Origin of the sequence: Streptomyces sp. P1-3 (assembly GCF_050613155.1) — a bacterium.
Classification (GTDB): Bacteria; Actinomycetota; Actinomycetes; order Streptomycetales; family Streptomycetaceae; genus Streptomyces.
Genome location: NZ_CP192512.1, coordinates 7740731 through 7754611, shown reverse-complemented (window position 1 = coordinate 7754611; position 13881 = coordinate 7740731). Strand labels below are relative to the sequence as shown.

Sequence of the window (13881 nt, the reverse complement as noted above, 5' to 3'; positions counted from 1 at the left end):
GTGGACGTGGACATCGCGCGGGCGCACCGTGCCGTCGCCGACGCCCGCATCGCGCTGAACTGGTCCCGGACCGGACTGGCCGGTCTCGAGAAGCGGATCATGGCCGGGGAACCGGGCCTGGAGCAGGAGATGCTCAACCAGCGCCAGGAGGCCGACGAGGCCGAGACCCGGCTGGAGCAGGCCCGCGAGACCTACCGCGAACTGGCCGGCCAGGCCCCGCCGCTGTGGCCGGACGGCCCCAAGGACCCGCTGCTGCTGCTTCCGCTCCGTCTGGAAACCGTCTTCCGGACCGCCGACGGCGGCGGTCCGGAGCTGTGGATCCGCGCCTACCCGGACGAGATCCACGTCGACTCCCACGAGACCGGGCTCACCGGCGCCGAGCGCGCGGCCACCGAGGCGTACTGGAAAGCCGTCTGGGCCGCCGGGGGAAACCCGGACAAGCGGGCCGCCGCCTGGAGGCAGTTGGTCGCGGCCATCGGATCCGGGCGGGCAGCCTGGGCGACGAAGATCTTCCACCCCGAGGGTGAGCCCCCGCAGGCGGAGATCCCCGGAGACGGCGTCGCGTCCGACCCGGGCCCCTTCACGGCCGAGCCACCGCGGCAGGACAGTGCCTGGACCCGCCCGGCGCACACCTACGTACTCCCGGACCGCCTGGTCTTCTCCGGATACGAGGTCACCGGCGACGGCCAGATCGGGCTCGTCTGGCGCCGGGAGGGCGAACCCGTGCCCGGGACACTGGACGTCGGACTGGGACCCTCGGCCGGCGAGCCCCCGGTCTGGCTCTCCGACTTCACCGAGGCCGTCAGGGTAGGCATGGCGGTCCGGGTGCCCCTGAGCGACCTGCCCAGCCGCTTCGACCTGGTCACGGTCGCCGGGGTACGCGGCGGCCCGTCGGAGGGCACCGCCGGGCTCCTCGGCACCCTGCTGGAAGCGCACCGCTGCACGGACGGCCTCGCCGTGCTGCCCACCGGCACGCCCACCAACAACACTGCCAAGACCAGGTCGGCGTGGCGCACCCAGACCTCGCCGGCCGCCCCCGAACAGGTCGCCGAACAGCGGGCGGCCTTCGCGGCGGGCAGCGACCAGGCGGCGGCCCGGATCGCAGGCGCGCTGGGCCCCGCCGCCGGAGCGGTGCTCACGGACGTCACCGACGGTCTGGCCGAGGACGACCACGACCTGCTGCTCCATCTGCACGCCGCCCTCGGCGCCCTGGCCGCCGCCTCCACCACCTGGCGGTCCTTCGATCCGGAGGGCAACGCCACTCCCCACCCCGACCTGCTCTTCCTCGTCTCGCACTACGTCGACCACGTGCGCGGCCGCGGCCCGCTGCCCACCCTGCGCGTGGGCCGCCAGCCCTACGGAGTCCTGCCGGTCACCTCGCTGGACCTCTGGCACGGCACGGAGGTGGACCTGCGCATCCTCAACCACCTCTCCGGCTTCCGGACCTTCGCCGAGTCCCAGGGGTGGCGTGCCCCGCGGGTCGGATCGAGCGACGACCCGGACGCGGCCATCAACGACCTCCTGCACCGTCTGCCCGCCTCCCGGCGGCTGAGGTTCACCCGCCAGACGCCGGTCGACCCGCCCTTCCAGCCACCGCCCGACACCCCGACGGGATCGATCCCGCACCGCAGCGGCTTCGCCTGGACGCTACCGCCCGGCCTCGAGGAGGTGCCGCCCGCGCCGCCACTCGAATTCGACGTTCAGCGGGAAACGACCCCGGAACTGCGGGAACTGGTGGGCCGTGCGCCGATCCGCGGAATGTGGGACTGGTGGCGGGAGACGGCCCCGCTGCTGGCCGCCCAGCACGAGATGACACCCGAACGCGCGGAACGCCTTCAGGCATTCCAGGCGATGATCAACGGCGCGGCCACGGGCAAGCTGGGGCTCTTCTACCACCTCGCCATCATGGTTCTGCGCATGCACCGGGAGTCCTTGCGGCTGCAACTGGAGAGCGGCGGGTCCGTGGACCCGGGTGTGCGCCTGCTCGAAGGTCATCTGACGTCGGGCGCCGGGTTCACCCCGCAGTCGTACGACTGGACATGCCTGGCCCTCGACCAACTGGCCGAGGTCGAGGACCGGGTACGAGGGGACCTCTCGCACGTCGAACGGCTGCTGTGCGAGGTACTCGACACGCAGACACATCGCCTGGACGCCTGGATGACCTCGGTCGCCTCGGCACGGCTGTCGAGACTGCGTGCCAACAGCCCTGCCGGCACCCACGTCGGCGCGTACGGCTGGGTCACGGACGTCCGTCCCCGCGAGGAGGACCAGGGCGCGGAGGAGGACGCAGGCGAGGACGCCGAAACGGACGACGGCGCGGAGGCGGGGGGCGAGGAGGTCCCGGGCAACCGTTCACGGCTGCGCCAGGCCCACGACGGCTACCTCGTCGCACCCTCGATGCACCACGCCACCACACTGGCCGTGCTGCGCTCTGGCTGGCTCAGCCACTCCGACCGGCAGGCCTTCGGCATCAACCTCACCTCCAGCCGGGTGCGCCAGGCGCTGTCGGTCGTCGACGGCGTCCGTTCGGGGCAGACGCTCAGCGCGCTGCTGGGCTACCGCCTCGAACGCGGCCTGCACGACGCCCAGCTCGACACGCTCGTCCACGCCCTGCGCGGCCGCTACCCGACACCGGGCCTGGTCGGCCCGGCCGCGGAGGGCAGCGACCGGGCCCGTACGGCGATGGCCGCACAGGATGTCGTCGACGGGCAGGCCCTGCTCGACGACTGGCTCGCACACGGCCGGGAACTGCGCGACCTCGGCCTGGACGTCGCGGAGGCCGACCTGCCGCTGCTCGAACAGGCCACACCGCTGGTCGCGGAGCTGGAGGGGATGGTCGACGCGGTCGGCGACCTGCTCCTCGCGGAGAGCGTTCACCATCTCGTGGCGGGCAGCCCGCTCCACGCGGGAGCTGCGGCCGACGGCATCGCACGCGGCGACAACCTTCCCCAGGACTTCGAGGTGATCCGCACCCCCCGCTCAGCGGTCGCCCTCACGCACCGTCTCGGCATCCTCGCCCCGGCGAGCGGGACGGCCGGCTGGGCGACCGGACGCCCGCTCGCCGCGCTCGAACCGGCGCTGGAGCGCTGGTGCCAGACCCGTCTGGGCGCCGCCGCGGACTGGCGCTTCGACTTCGGCGACCCCGCGGCGCCGGTCTCGGTCAGCCTCGCCGACCTCGGGGTCTGCGCGCTTGACGCGGTGCTGGGCGTCGGTCCCTGCGACGGCAGGACCGACGGGTCCCTGACCAGGGACACCCCACTGGCCCGGCGACTGCTCCGGCACGCGGCGGGGCAGGGGGGCGGTGCCGGGGCCGCGCCGCCACGCGTCACCGGCCCCTCGGCCGCCCGCTTCGCCGAACTCCAGCTGCTGTGCCGGTCGCTCGGCGATGTGCTCCGCGGATCCCGGCCGCTGATCACCTCCGACCTGGACGACACCGAGGGCAACGGCTGGGCCGCCGCCGACCTGCGCGAGCTGTGGACGCGGGTGACGACGTGGCACAACGGCGTCACCACCGGCGTCGACACCCTGCGGCAGCTGGCGAGATTCACCCCCGACGCGGTGGATGTGGTGACCCGGACACTCGACGGGCTCGCGGACCACGGGGTCCACACCGCCTACACCCTGGGGCAGCCCGTCGACGATGCCGGACGCGAAGCCCTCCGGGCGCAGACCACCTTCGTCCTCGACCGCTTCGACGCCTCACCCCTCGTTGCCGTGCCCGAGCCGCCGCAGGACCCGTCGGCCGCGCTCGAGTGGGCGACCATCGTACGTACGGCCGTGTCGGGCGTGCTCGGTGAGACCCTCCCCGTACTGCCCGTGCTGAGTCTGAACACCCACCCCGCGGGCGGCGGACTGACGGCTGCCCGCCCCGACGGCGCCGACGACGACGCGGTCACCGACTGGCTGACGGAGATGGAGAGGGTCAGGCCACGGGTGCGCACCCTCGGTGACGCGCTGACCGCCTCCGAGGTCCTCGCCGGGACCGCGCCCGGCGGCACCGCCGTCGCCCAGCTGCCCACCGGGCACCGGTGGGTCGCCCGCGGACCGGCGCCCGTCCCCTCTCGCAGCCATCCCGCACCGCGCCACTGCGCGGTCCTGCGAACGGATGGGCAGCCGGACGCCGACCGCGTCGCCGGCATCGTGGTGGACTCCTGGACGGAGACCGCCCCGGAACCCGTGGACGAGGAGATGGGGGCGCTCGCCTTCCACTACAACCAGCCCGACGCACGCGCTCCCCAGGCTTGGCTGCTCGCCGTACCACCCGATCAGTTGCGCGGCTGGTGCATGGAGGACGTGCACGCCGTGGTGGAGGAGGCCTTCGCCCTGGCCCGGATCCGTGGGATGGACCTGACCGACTTCGCCGAGCTGCGCGGTGTGCTGCCGGTGCAGTGGGCCGAACCTCCGACCGGGGGCATCCACTAGAGGCCGTGGAGGAATCATGGCGATGTTCCGCTACGAACCGGTGCCGCGCGACACGGGCGTGGAGGAGGCACTGGCGGCCGTGACCCACGACGCCGCGTGGTTCCTCGCCCGGCAGTACGGCTTCGGCGAGTTCACCGGTGACGACGCGGCCTCGCCCGTCCACGTCTCCGTCGCACAGGAGAGACACCTGCTGGACGGCTGGCGCACCGGCGACGGCGGGGACGCGGGTACCGAATGGCGGCCGTACGACCCGTCGACCATGGTGCTGGAGTCCCTGGTCGAGGACGAGACCCAGGATGGGCCCGACGCCCGGCTGGCCCTGGCCGGCGCCCTGCGCTGGCGGCGCGCACTGGCCGCGGCAGGGCTCCTCGGCCTGCTCCCCGCCTTCGCCCGGATCTGTGCCTTCGGCCCGTACGGGGCCCTGGCTCCTGCCGCGCCGGCAGCGGCGGTCCGCGACCGGCTCCCCGATCCGGTCGCGCTCGCGCCCTGGCTGGAACGCCTGGCCGGCCGCGACCAGGCGGCCGCGGAACGGTTCGGAGCACCGGAGAAGAGCCGCGAGGCGCTCGCGACGGCCGCCGCCCAGTGGCTGTCGTGGTGGACCGCCCGGGTGCCGGCGCAGCCCCGCGAACCGGCCAGAACATGGAACCCCCACCGCCTGGAGTACTCCTTCTCGGTCCGCGCCTCCACAGCGGCGGACCTCCAACTGCGAGCATCGGAGTACCCCGGAGGCCACCTCGACTGGTGGGCCTTCGACGCCATGCCCGCCCAACTGCCGGTGGCCCAGGAGAAGGTCCACCGCGACGAGCGCAAGACCATCCCCACTCCGGCGCGCTACGGGGGCATGCCCGTCTCCCGTTTCTGGGAGATGGAGGACGCGCGCATCGACTTCGGATCGGTCGACGCCTCCCCCGCCGACCTCGGCAGACTGCTGCTCGTCGCCTTCGCCACGGTCTACGACAACGACTGGTTCTGCGCCCCGCTGCCCACTCTTGTGGGCTCCCTGAGCAGAGTCGTCGAATGCACCGTGACGGACGTCTTCGGCGGTGTGACCGCCCTCGCACCCGCGGCGGCCGAGGACCCCGAGTGGGACGTCTACGGCCTGGGCGAGAACTCCGCCGGTGCCGCGATGGGGGGCCGCGGGGCCGACGGCGGGGGGCCGACACCCTCACCGTGGTTCTACCGGCCGGCCTCGCTGCCCGGTGGGCTGGAGGGCCCTGCGCTGGAGTCCGTGCTGTTCCTTCGTGACGAACAGGCGAACCTCGCCTGGGCGGTTGAGGAGACCGTCGCCGACCGCGCCGGCGAACCGATCGACCGCTACGCCCGCTGGGTCGCCGCGGCACCCCCTGCCGCCGGTCAGCCGGACGGCGCCGCCGAGAGCCCCCCGGCCCGCTATCGGCTGGCCACCACCGTGCCCGCGCACTGGTATCCCCTGGTGCCGCGGTCACTCGGCGACCCGGAGGCCTACCAACTCCATCTGATCCGGCTGATTCGTGACGAGTGGGCTCCGCCGCAACCGCTTGGGCGCCTGCTCACCGAGACCGACTGGCTCCACGAGGAGGAGGTGCCACGCTCCGGCATCCGCGTCGAGCGCAGCCGCCAGTACACCCGCTGGCGCGACGGGACCGCCCACTCCTGGACGACGCGGCGCAAGCGCAGCGGCACCGGAAGCGGTTCGAGCGGCCTGCGCTTCGACATCCTCGAAGGACGGTGAACGACAGTGCCTGAGTACCCGACAGCGCCCAGGTGCGTGACTGCTGCATGATGTGCCGGCTGGAATGTCTTCCTGGAGGGTAATGCCATGGCCAAACGTCTGATCGTCTGCTGTGACGGCACGTGGAACCTCGCCGACCAGCCCAGCAAGACGAACGTCACCAAAATAGCCCTGTCCGTCCGACCGCAAGCCGCCGGCGTGGAGCAGCGCGTCTATTACCGCAGCGGCGTCGGCACACGCCGATGGGAGCGCCTGCGCGGCGGCGCGTTCGGCATGGGGCTGTCCGGCAACGTCATGGACGCCTACCGCTTCCTGGTCGACGCCTACGAGCCCGGTGACGTGCTGTACCTGTTCGGCTTCAGCCGGGGCGCGTTCACCGCCCGCAGCCTGGCCGGCCTGGTGCGCAACTGCGGCATCCTGCGCCGGGAGAACGCCGACCGGATCAAGGAGGCGTGGGCCCTGTACCGCGACCGGACCGAGAAGCCGACCGGCACGGCCTCCACCCTCTTCCGCCGGGCGTACGCACGGGAGACGGGGATCCACTTCATCGGAGTGTGGGACACGGTCGGTTCGCTGGGCATCCCCGTTCCGGGCCCCCGGTGGCTCAGGCCGGTCGTGAGCCCTGCCAACCGTCGGTGGGCGTTCCATGACACCGAGCTGAGCAGCTGGGTGAAGGGAGCCTTCCACGCACTGGCCATCGATGAGCAGCGCACACCGTTCGAGCCGACACTGTGGCACCAGCAGCCCGGTGCGGCCGACAACGGCCAGGAGCTGAAGCAGGTGTGGTTCGCCGGAGTGCACACCGACATAGGCGGCGGCTACCCGGAGACGGAGCTGTCCGACATCACCCTGCTGTGGATGGCCCATCAGGCCAGCAGATACGGGCTGGAGCTCGACGCCGAAGCCCTCGGCGAGAACGGGCCGCTCGGCATGACCCCGGACAGGAGCATCAGCTTCCGGGTGCGGCCCGACAGCGTGGGCGCCATGCACGACTCACGCACCGGCGTGTACCGACTGGCCCGACCGTGGCACCGTCCCATCGGCCAGGCCGCGGACGACCAGGGTCGTCTCGACGGGTGCGAATACCTCTCCGAATCCGCCAGGGAGCGCCACGACAAGGACGAGTCCTACCGACCGCCCGAGCTCAACCGCTATCTCGCCCAGGGACCGGTACACCTCGAACCGGCGCCCCTACCCGTCCATGGCACGCAGGAGAGCTCCCCGTGACGTCATGGACGCCGTGGACGACGCCTTCTGGTCGGCTGTTCCGGTCGGCTCTTCCGGTCGGCGCGGAGTCCTCGCTCAGTACGAGGCCAGTCGCAGGACCAGGGAGGCCACGACCAGCAGAAGAAACGGCATCGGGGCAGGCAGATGCGGGTAGCAGCGGGCGCGCCAGATGGCACCGACGGCGCCGACGTAGTACAGGATGAGGCCGACCGAGGCCGCGACCGCGATCGCGGGCACGCCGATGCCCACCAGCAGTCCCAGCGCGCCGGCCGCCTTGACGGCCCCCAGTGCGGGCAGCCATGAAAGCGGCACGCCGTACCTGGTCATGTTGTCAAGGATCCACTTGGGGCGAACGTAGTGGTTGGTGGCCGAGTAGGCACTGGCCGCGGCGGCCAGGACGGTGACGACGACGTAGGCCGTGAACATGGGAACGCTCCTGCGGGGATGGATATTCGGCGCGCAGTCGCACCGAGACAGACCACGAGCTGGGTGCCCCTCTCGCACGGTCAAGCCTTGCGAGGGCCCCGCTGCCCCGTCCAATAGCTCCTTCCATAGCCAGTCGGCATGGACATCGGCACCGGGTAGCGTCATGTTCACGATGAAGGGGGCGCGATCATGGCAGAACGTGCGGTTCCGCCTCGTGTGGTGGCCGCAGAGCGTGTCGCCGGTCACCGTAGAGCGTCACGAGGGGCTGGCCCGTCGAGCGGCCAGTGTCTTCGCGGACGACGAGCGCGTCAGCGTTCTCACTGGGGACTGGCGGCTGCTTGAGCAGCGTGCCCCCTTCGACGTCTTCTTCTGCGACGGCGGGGGCAAGCGTGACGCCCCCCAGGGGGTCGTCGAGCTGCTCGCTCCCGGCGGCCTTCTCATCCTGGACGACTTCACCCCCTCGCCCCACTGGCCGCCTCGATTCGAGGGCGAAGTGGATGAGCTCCGCCTGTTCTACCTCACTCATCCAGCCCTGGACGCCACTGAAGTACTGACAACACCAGCCAGTTCAGCGGTTGTTGCGGCACGCCACCTCTAGCCAAGAAGGCTTGCGGGGTTCCTGATCACGCCGCGAGGACCGGTCCGCCGCATCAGCGGATGCCCTACTTTCTTGGCTGTTGGGTTCGAACTGGTCATTCGTAAGATCGGCGGGACCCAGGGGCTCTGGGTATGGCTGTCATGCGGATAGCCGTCCGATGGCTGGAAAGGCTTGGCCGCCCGGAGCCCCGCGACGACTCGACCGCCAATTGGGAGATGCGACTCGATCGCTGTGTAGGGCAACGTCGGCGAGGTCGTCTGCTGGGCTGTAGGAGCGCGACGAGCTGGCGGAGGTGACCGTGCCCCGGATATGGGCCGGAGTGGACATCGGCAAAGAACATCACCACTGCGTGGTGATCAACACAGACGGCGAACGGCTGCTGTCCCGCCGGGTCCTGAATGGCGAATCGGCTCTGCTGGAACTGATCGGGGATGTCCTGGCCCTCGACGACGACGTGCTGTGGGCGGTCGACCTCAACCACGGCGGCGCCGCCCTGCTGGTCGGCCTGCTGCTCGGCCACGGCCAGCCGATGGTCTATATCACCGGCCTGACCGTGCACCGCGCCTCGGCCTCCTACCGGGGCGAAGGCAAGACGGACGCCAAGGACGCCTTCGTCATCGCCGACCAGGCCCGCATGCGCCGCGACCTCGGCCTGCTGCGGCCCGGCGACGAGATCGCCATCGACCTGCGCACCCTCACCACCCGCCGCACCGACCTGGTCTGCGACCGCACTCGCCAGATCAACCGGCTCCGAGCCCAACTGCTCGAGATTTTCCCGGCGTTGGAGCGCGCCCTGGACCTGACCAACAAGGGCCCGGTCATGCTTCTGACGGGCTACCAGACCCCGGCGGCGATCCGCCGCAGCGGAGCCAGGCGCATCGAAACGTGGCTGCGCAACCGCAAGGTCCGCGGTGCTGCTGCGCTCGCCAGGACAGCCGCGGAGGCCGCAGAGGCCCAGCACACGGCCCTGCCCGGCGAGCGGCTGGCCGCCGCCATGGTCGTGCGGCTGGCGAAGGGGGTGATGGCTCTCGATGAGGAGATCGCTGAAGTCGACGCACTCATCGAGGCCCGGTTTCGCGAGCACCCGCACGCCGAGGTGATCCTGAGCCTGCCCGGCATGGGCAAGCAGATGGGCGCCGTGTTCATCGCCGCCACCGGCGGCGACATGGACGCCTTCGGCAGTGCCGACCGTCTCGCCGGCTACGCCGGCCTGGCCCCGGCCCCACGCGACTCCGGCCGCGTCAGCGGCAACCTCCGCAGGCCACGCCGCTTCCACCGTGGCCTGCTCAACGCGATGTACCTGTCGGCCTTGTCGAGCCTGAAGAGCTGCCTGGCCTCGAAGGCGTACTACCAACGCAAACGCGCCGAGGGGAAAGGCCACAAGCAGGCGCTGCTGGCGCTCGCGCGCCGTCGCGTCAACGTCCTGTGGGCCATGATCCGCGACGGAGCGTGCTACCAAGCCACACCGCCTGTCACGGCAGCGGCTTGACATCAGCATTGGGAAGCCCTTCTCGCCACGGATGAGGGCACGCTCACGCCATTGGGCCGCGGGGGCCACCAGCCCGGCGAACCTTCCCGGACAAAGCACTGGATAGGGTGGGCTCGACAGCACCTCGTGAACCGGATCAAGGAGCAGACGTGAGCGAGCCGGCGTCCATCGGCCTGCAGCAGGAGATCGCCAGGGAACTCCAGGTCACCGAGACCTTCGAGGCCGAGCGGGAGATCGAACGCCGGGTGGCCTTCCTCGCCGAGCGGCTGACGTCCACCGGTCTGCGCTCTTTCGTACTCGGCATCAGCGGCGGCGTCGACTCCACCACCACCGGCCGGCTGTGCCAGCTCGCCGTCGAGCGGGCCCGGGCCGCCGGACACGAGGCGCGGTTCTACGCGATGCGGCTGCCCTACGGGATCCAGGCCGACGAGCACGACGCCCAGCTCGCGCTCTCCTTCATCCGGGCCGACCACGTGCTGACCGTGGACATCAAGCCCGCCAGCGACGCCGCGCTCGAGGCCTCACTGGCCGCCGGCGTGAGCTTCCGTGACGCCCACCACCAGGACTTCGTACACGGCAACATCAAGGCCCGGCAGCGCATGATCGCCCAGTACGCGGTGGCCGGCGCGCACGACGGCCTCGTGGTCGGTACCGACCACGCCGCCGAGGCGGTCTCCGGCTTCTTCACCAAGTTCGGCGACGGCGCCGCCGACCTGGTCCCGCTGACCGGCCTGACCAAGCGCCGCGTGCGCGCCGTCGCGGACGCGCTGGGCGCGCCGGCCGAGCTGGTGTGGAAGACCCCGACAGCCGACCTGGAAACCCTCGACCCCGGCAAGGCCGACGAGGACGCGCTCGGGGTCACCTACGACGACATCGACGACTTCCTGGAGGGCAAGCCGGTGGACGAGCGAGCCTTTGAGACGATCGTCGGCCGCTACCGCCTCACCGACCACAAACGCCAACTTCCCGTCGCCCCCTAGGTGTTGCGAGGCACGACGTTGGTGACACAAGCAGACGCGCGTGAAACTGGTGTGCCACGACGGGCATGGGTCGGGTAACGTGCGGCCCATGTCGAGCCCTGAGGCATCCACGGTGGGGGCTTTCGGTCACGCCGTCAGCCCCCTGAACCACTGAGTTCGTAATTCTGTCGTCCCGCCGCGTTCTGCGGCCGGACGAGTGCGCCCTTGGGTGCTGACCGCGGTGACGAGACGTCTCTTCTCGTGCTTCTCATCACCTCGGAGCCACTCGATGCCTCTCCCGCTGTACTTGCTCGCCATGGCGGTCTTCGCCATGGGCACCTCGGAATTCATGCTCGCCGGCCTCTTGCCGGACATCGCCTCAGACCTCGACGTGACGGTCGGGACAGCAGGCTTGCTCACCTCGGCTTTCGCGATCGGGATGATCGCCGGCGCCCCGCTCATGGCAGGACTTGCCCGCGACTGGCCTGGCCGGTCCAGCCTCCTCGGGTTCATCCTCGTGTTCTTGGCGGCCCATGTCGTGGGCGCCGCCACCTCAAGCTTCCCGGTCCTGGTTGCGACCCGGGCGGTCGCAGCGCTCGCGAACGCGGGGTTCCTCGCCGTAGCGGTGACGACTGCCAGCGCGCTGGTCCCTCCCCACAAGAAGGGACGTGCGCTCGCTGTGCTGCTGTCAGGCACGACGGTGGCCACGATCGCCGGAGTTCCAGGGGGATCGGTACTCGGCACGTTGCTCGGCTGGCGGGCCACCTTCTGGGCCGTCGCTGCTCTCTGTCTGCCCGCAGCCATCGGCATCCTCAAAGGAATCCCAGCGCGCCCTGCGCAGGAGGACGAGACCGACGGGCCAGCCTTGCGATCGGAGCTCGCGCAGCTCAGGAGTCCGCGATTGATCCTTGTCATGGTGCTCGGTGCGCTGGTGAACGCAGCAACCTTCGCAAGCTTCACTTTCCTCGCTCCCGTCGTGACCGACACCGCCGGGCTGGGCGAGCTGTGGATCTCCGTCGTCCTGGTGCTCTTCGGTGCCGGTTCCTTTGCCGGTGTCACCAGCGCCGGACGGTTGTCCGACCAGCGCCCCGGCGTGGTCATCGCAGCGGGCGGCCCACTGCTGCTCATCGGCTGGCCGGCCCTGGCGGTGCTGGCCGAAGAGCCGGTCGCCCTGCTGATCCTCGTGTTCGTGCAAGGCGCGCTGTCGTTCGCACTGGGCAGCACGCTGATCACGCGGGTCCTCTACGAGGCGGCAGGAGCCCCCACCATGGCCGGTTCGTACGCGACCGCGGCACTCAACGTCGGCGCCGCCGTCGGGCCACTCATCGCCGCGGCCAGCCGCAGCACGGCAGCCGGGGACCTTGGGCCGCTCTGGGTCAGCGGAACTCTCGTCGCGACCGCGCTGCTCGTCGCGCTCCCCCTCCGCGGTGTGATCGCGGCTGGTCGGAGCGATGAGGTGCTCCGATGACGCAGGCGAACGCCGCCTTGAACATCGAGGGACGACGACGGCTCTACCCGCACTCCCCTGCCCTCATCCGGCCACGCTGGCGGCCTGCCGTAGCCTCTCCCCATGCAGGTCACGGAGTGGGGCGGAGGTCAGCTGGCGGTGGTGCGTCCCTCGTCGGGCGGGTTCCCGCGGCACAGCCACGACGAGTACGTGATCAGCGTCAACCTCTGCGGCGTGGAGCGGGTCCGGCTGGATCGCACCTCGTTCGACGTGGGCCTGGACGAGGTCACCGTCTACAACCCCGGCCAGGTCCAGTCGTGCACCACCCAGGTCCCGCCCGACGCGTCCTTCGCGGCCGTGAGCTGGTACGTCCCGCCAACGGTGGTGGAATCGCTGACCGGCGAGGCCCCGGTCGACTTCGAACGGCCCGTCGTCCGCTCTCCGTACCTGCGCGGCGAGTTCCTCGATGCGGCCAGAGCATTCCGCGAGCTCGCACCGGACGGACACCTTCCGCCGACCGAATCCGTCGCTTTGATCCAGGAGCGCCTGACGCTCGTGCTGTCGCGGCTCCTCGACCAGGCCGCAGGGCGGCGCCGCGCGCATGCTCCAGAGCCCGCTGATTCCCGGATCGCCGCGGTGCTGGACCGGCTCCGTGCCGACCTGTCCGGCGCGCCCCGGCTGGCCGAGCTGGCCGACGAGGCCGGGATGTCCCGGGAACACCTGATCCGGACGTTCACCCGGGCCACCGGCACCCCACCGTACGCCTGGCACCTGTCGGCCCGGCTGGCCCAGGCGCGGCGCCGGCTGCGCGAGGGCGAGCCCGTCGCCGAGGTCGCGCACGTGCTGGGCTTCGCCGATCAGGCGCATTTCCACCGCCACTTCGCCGCGGCCTACGCCATCACACCGGGCCGGTTCCGTCGGCTGTCCCAGATCAACATCTGACAAGACCGCACGGCCCGACCCCACGCACAGTGGCTTTCATGTTCGAGATCTTCATGGTGGCCCTGTGGTTGGGCTTGGTGTTCAACGCGGCGCCGGGTGCGGTGTTCAGCGAGTCTCTGCGGCGCGGGATCCGGGGCGGGTTCGGCCCGGCGTTCGCGGTCCAGGTCGGCTCGCTGGTGGGCGATGCCGTTTGGGCGGTGCTCGGCCTGGCGGGAGTGGGGGCGCTGTTCGCGGTGCCGGCCTTGCGCGTGCCGCTCACGGTGGCCGGGTGTGTGCTGCTGGCCTGGTTGGGGATGGCGGGCCTGCGCGACGCGCTCGCGCACAAGGGGCCCGATCCGGTGACGGGGCCGTACGTCAAACAGGACCGCCAGGCCATGGCCGTGGGGGCGGGCATGTCGCTGGCGAACCCATGGAACGTCGTTTACTGGTCGGGGGCGGCCGGCGGGGTGGGCGCCGTCCTGGGCCCGGCCGGCGCGGCGGAGCTGGGCGCCTTCTTCGCCGGGTTCATGGCCTCCTCCGTGCTGTGGTGCGTGATCTCGGCGGGGCTCATCGTCGTGCTACGCAGGGCACTGCCGCCTCTGGCCGTACGCGTACTCGAGGCATGCTGCGGTGTCTCGCTCCTGGCCTTCGCGATTCTCCAGCTGTACCGGCTCATGTGAC

9 protein-coding genes and 1 pseudogene are annotated in these 13881 nt (G+C 71.2%); 9 read left to right on the top strand and 1 reads right to left on the bottom strand.

Translation table 11 applies throughout. The features are described from left to right. The 3 genes from ACQUSR_RS33195 to ACQUSR_RS33185 all read left to right on the top strand — a co-directional run bounded on the left by ACQUSR_RS33195 (position 1) and on the right by ACQUSR_RS33185 (position 7360). Complete coding sequence (locus tag ACQUSR_RS33195) at positions 1 to 4422, top strand: hypothetical protein (RefSeq protein WP_431047030.1); 4422 nt, start codon at positions 1 to 3, stop codon at positions 4420 to 4422. A 16-nt stretch (positions 4423 to 4438) separates the two neighbouring features. After that, positions 4439 to 6133: a hypothetical protein gene (locus ACQUSR_RS33190; protein ID WP_431047028.1), complete on the top strand. Its 1695-nt coding sequence runs from the start codon at positions 4439 to 4441 to the stop codon at positions 6131 to 6133. Positions 6134 to 6220: 87 nt separating this feature from the next. Continuing rightward, a complete protein-coding gene (locus ACQUSR_RS33185; RefSeq protein WP_431047026.1) occupies positions 6221 to 7360 on the top strand; it encodes a DUF2235 domain-containing protein in 1140 nt (379 codons plus the stop codon). 75 nt (positions 7361 to 7435) lie between these two features. Here ACQUSR_RS33185 and ACQUSR_RS33180 read toward each other — a convergent pair whose 3' ends face one another. Beyond that, positions 7436 to 7786, bottom strand: a complete 351-nt coding sequence (locus ACQUSR_RS33180) for a DoxX family protein (protein ID WP_431047024.1) — start codon at positions 7784 to 7786, stop codon at positions 7436 to 7438. A 241-nt stretch (positions 7787 to 8027) separates the two neighbouring features. Between ACQUSR_RS33180 and ACQUSR_RS33175 the strand changes: the two are divergent. From ACQUSR_RS33175 to ACQUSR_RS33150, 6 genes and pseudogenes are all read left to right on the top strand, one after another. Then, positions 8028 to 8384, top strand: a pseudogene (locus ACQUSR_RS33175) (transferase); the annotation flags it as partial. Positions 8385 to 8682: 298 nt separating this feature from the next. Beyond that, the gene (locus ACQUSR_RS33170) at positions 8683 to 9873 is read left to right on the top strand and encodes an IS110 family transposase (protein ID WP_431047022.1); all 1191 of its coding nucleotides are present in this window, start codon (positions 8683 to 8685) and stop codon (positions 9871 to 9873) included. Positions 9874 to 10022: 149 nt separating this feature from the next. After that, the gene (gene nadE, locus ACQUSR_RS33165; RefSeq protein WP_431047020.1) at positions 10023 to 10853 is read left to right on the top strand and encodes an ammonia-dependent NAD(+) synthetase; all 831 of its coding nucleotides are present in this window, start codon (positions 10023 to 10025) and stop codon (positions 10851 to 10853) included. A 268-nt stretch (positions 10854 to 11121) separates the two neighbouring features. Continuing rightward, on the top strand, positions 11122 to 12300 hold the full coding sequence (locus ACQUSR_RS33160; RefSeq protein WP_431047018.1) for a Cmx/CmrA family chloramphenicol efflux MFS transporter: 1179 nt from the start codon (positions 11122 to 11124) through the stop codon (positions 12298 to 12300). Between the two features lie 102 nt (positions 12301 to 12402). Continuing rightward, on the top strand, positions 12403 to 13221 hold the full coding sequence (locus ACQUSR_RS33155; RefSeq protein WP_431047016.1) for a helix-turn-helix domain-containing protein: 819 nt from the start codon (positions 12403 to 12405) through the stop codon (positions 13219 to 13221). Between the two features lie 38 nt (positions 13222 to 13259). Continuing rightward, positions 13260 to 13880, top strand: a complete 621-nt coding sequence (locus ACQUSR_RS33150; protein ID WP_431047014.1) for a LysE family transporter — start codon at positions 13260 to 13262, stop codon at positions 13878 to 13880. The last annotated feature ends 1 nt before the right edge of the window (position 13881 follow it).

Coding starts and splice junctions, on each gene's coding strand:
- ACQUSR_RS33185 (WP_431047026.1), top strand. CDS start 6,221: ATGGCCAAACGTCTGATCGTCTGCTGTGACGGCACGTGGAACCTCGCC.
- ACQUSR_RS33155 (WP_431047016.1), top strand. CDS start 12,403: ATGCAGGTCACGGAGTGGGGCGGAGGTCAGCTGGCGGTGGTGCGTCCC.
- ACQUSR_RS33150 (WP_431047014.1), top strand. CDS start 13,260: ATGTTCGAGATCTTCATGGTGGCCCTGTGGTTGGGCTTGGTGTTCAAC.
- ACQUSR_RS33190 (WP_431047028.1), top strand. CDS start 4,439: ATGGCGATGTTCCGCTACGAACCGGTGCCGCGCGACACGGGCGTGGAG.
- ACQUSR_RS33180 (WP_431047024.1), bottom strand. CDS start 7,786: ATGTTCACGGCCTACGTCGTCGTCACCGTCCTGGCCGCCGCGGCCAGT.
- ACQUSR_RS33160 (WP_431047018.1), top strand. CDS start 11,122: ATGCCTCTCCCGCTGTACTTGCTCGCCATGGCGGTCTTCGCCATGGGC.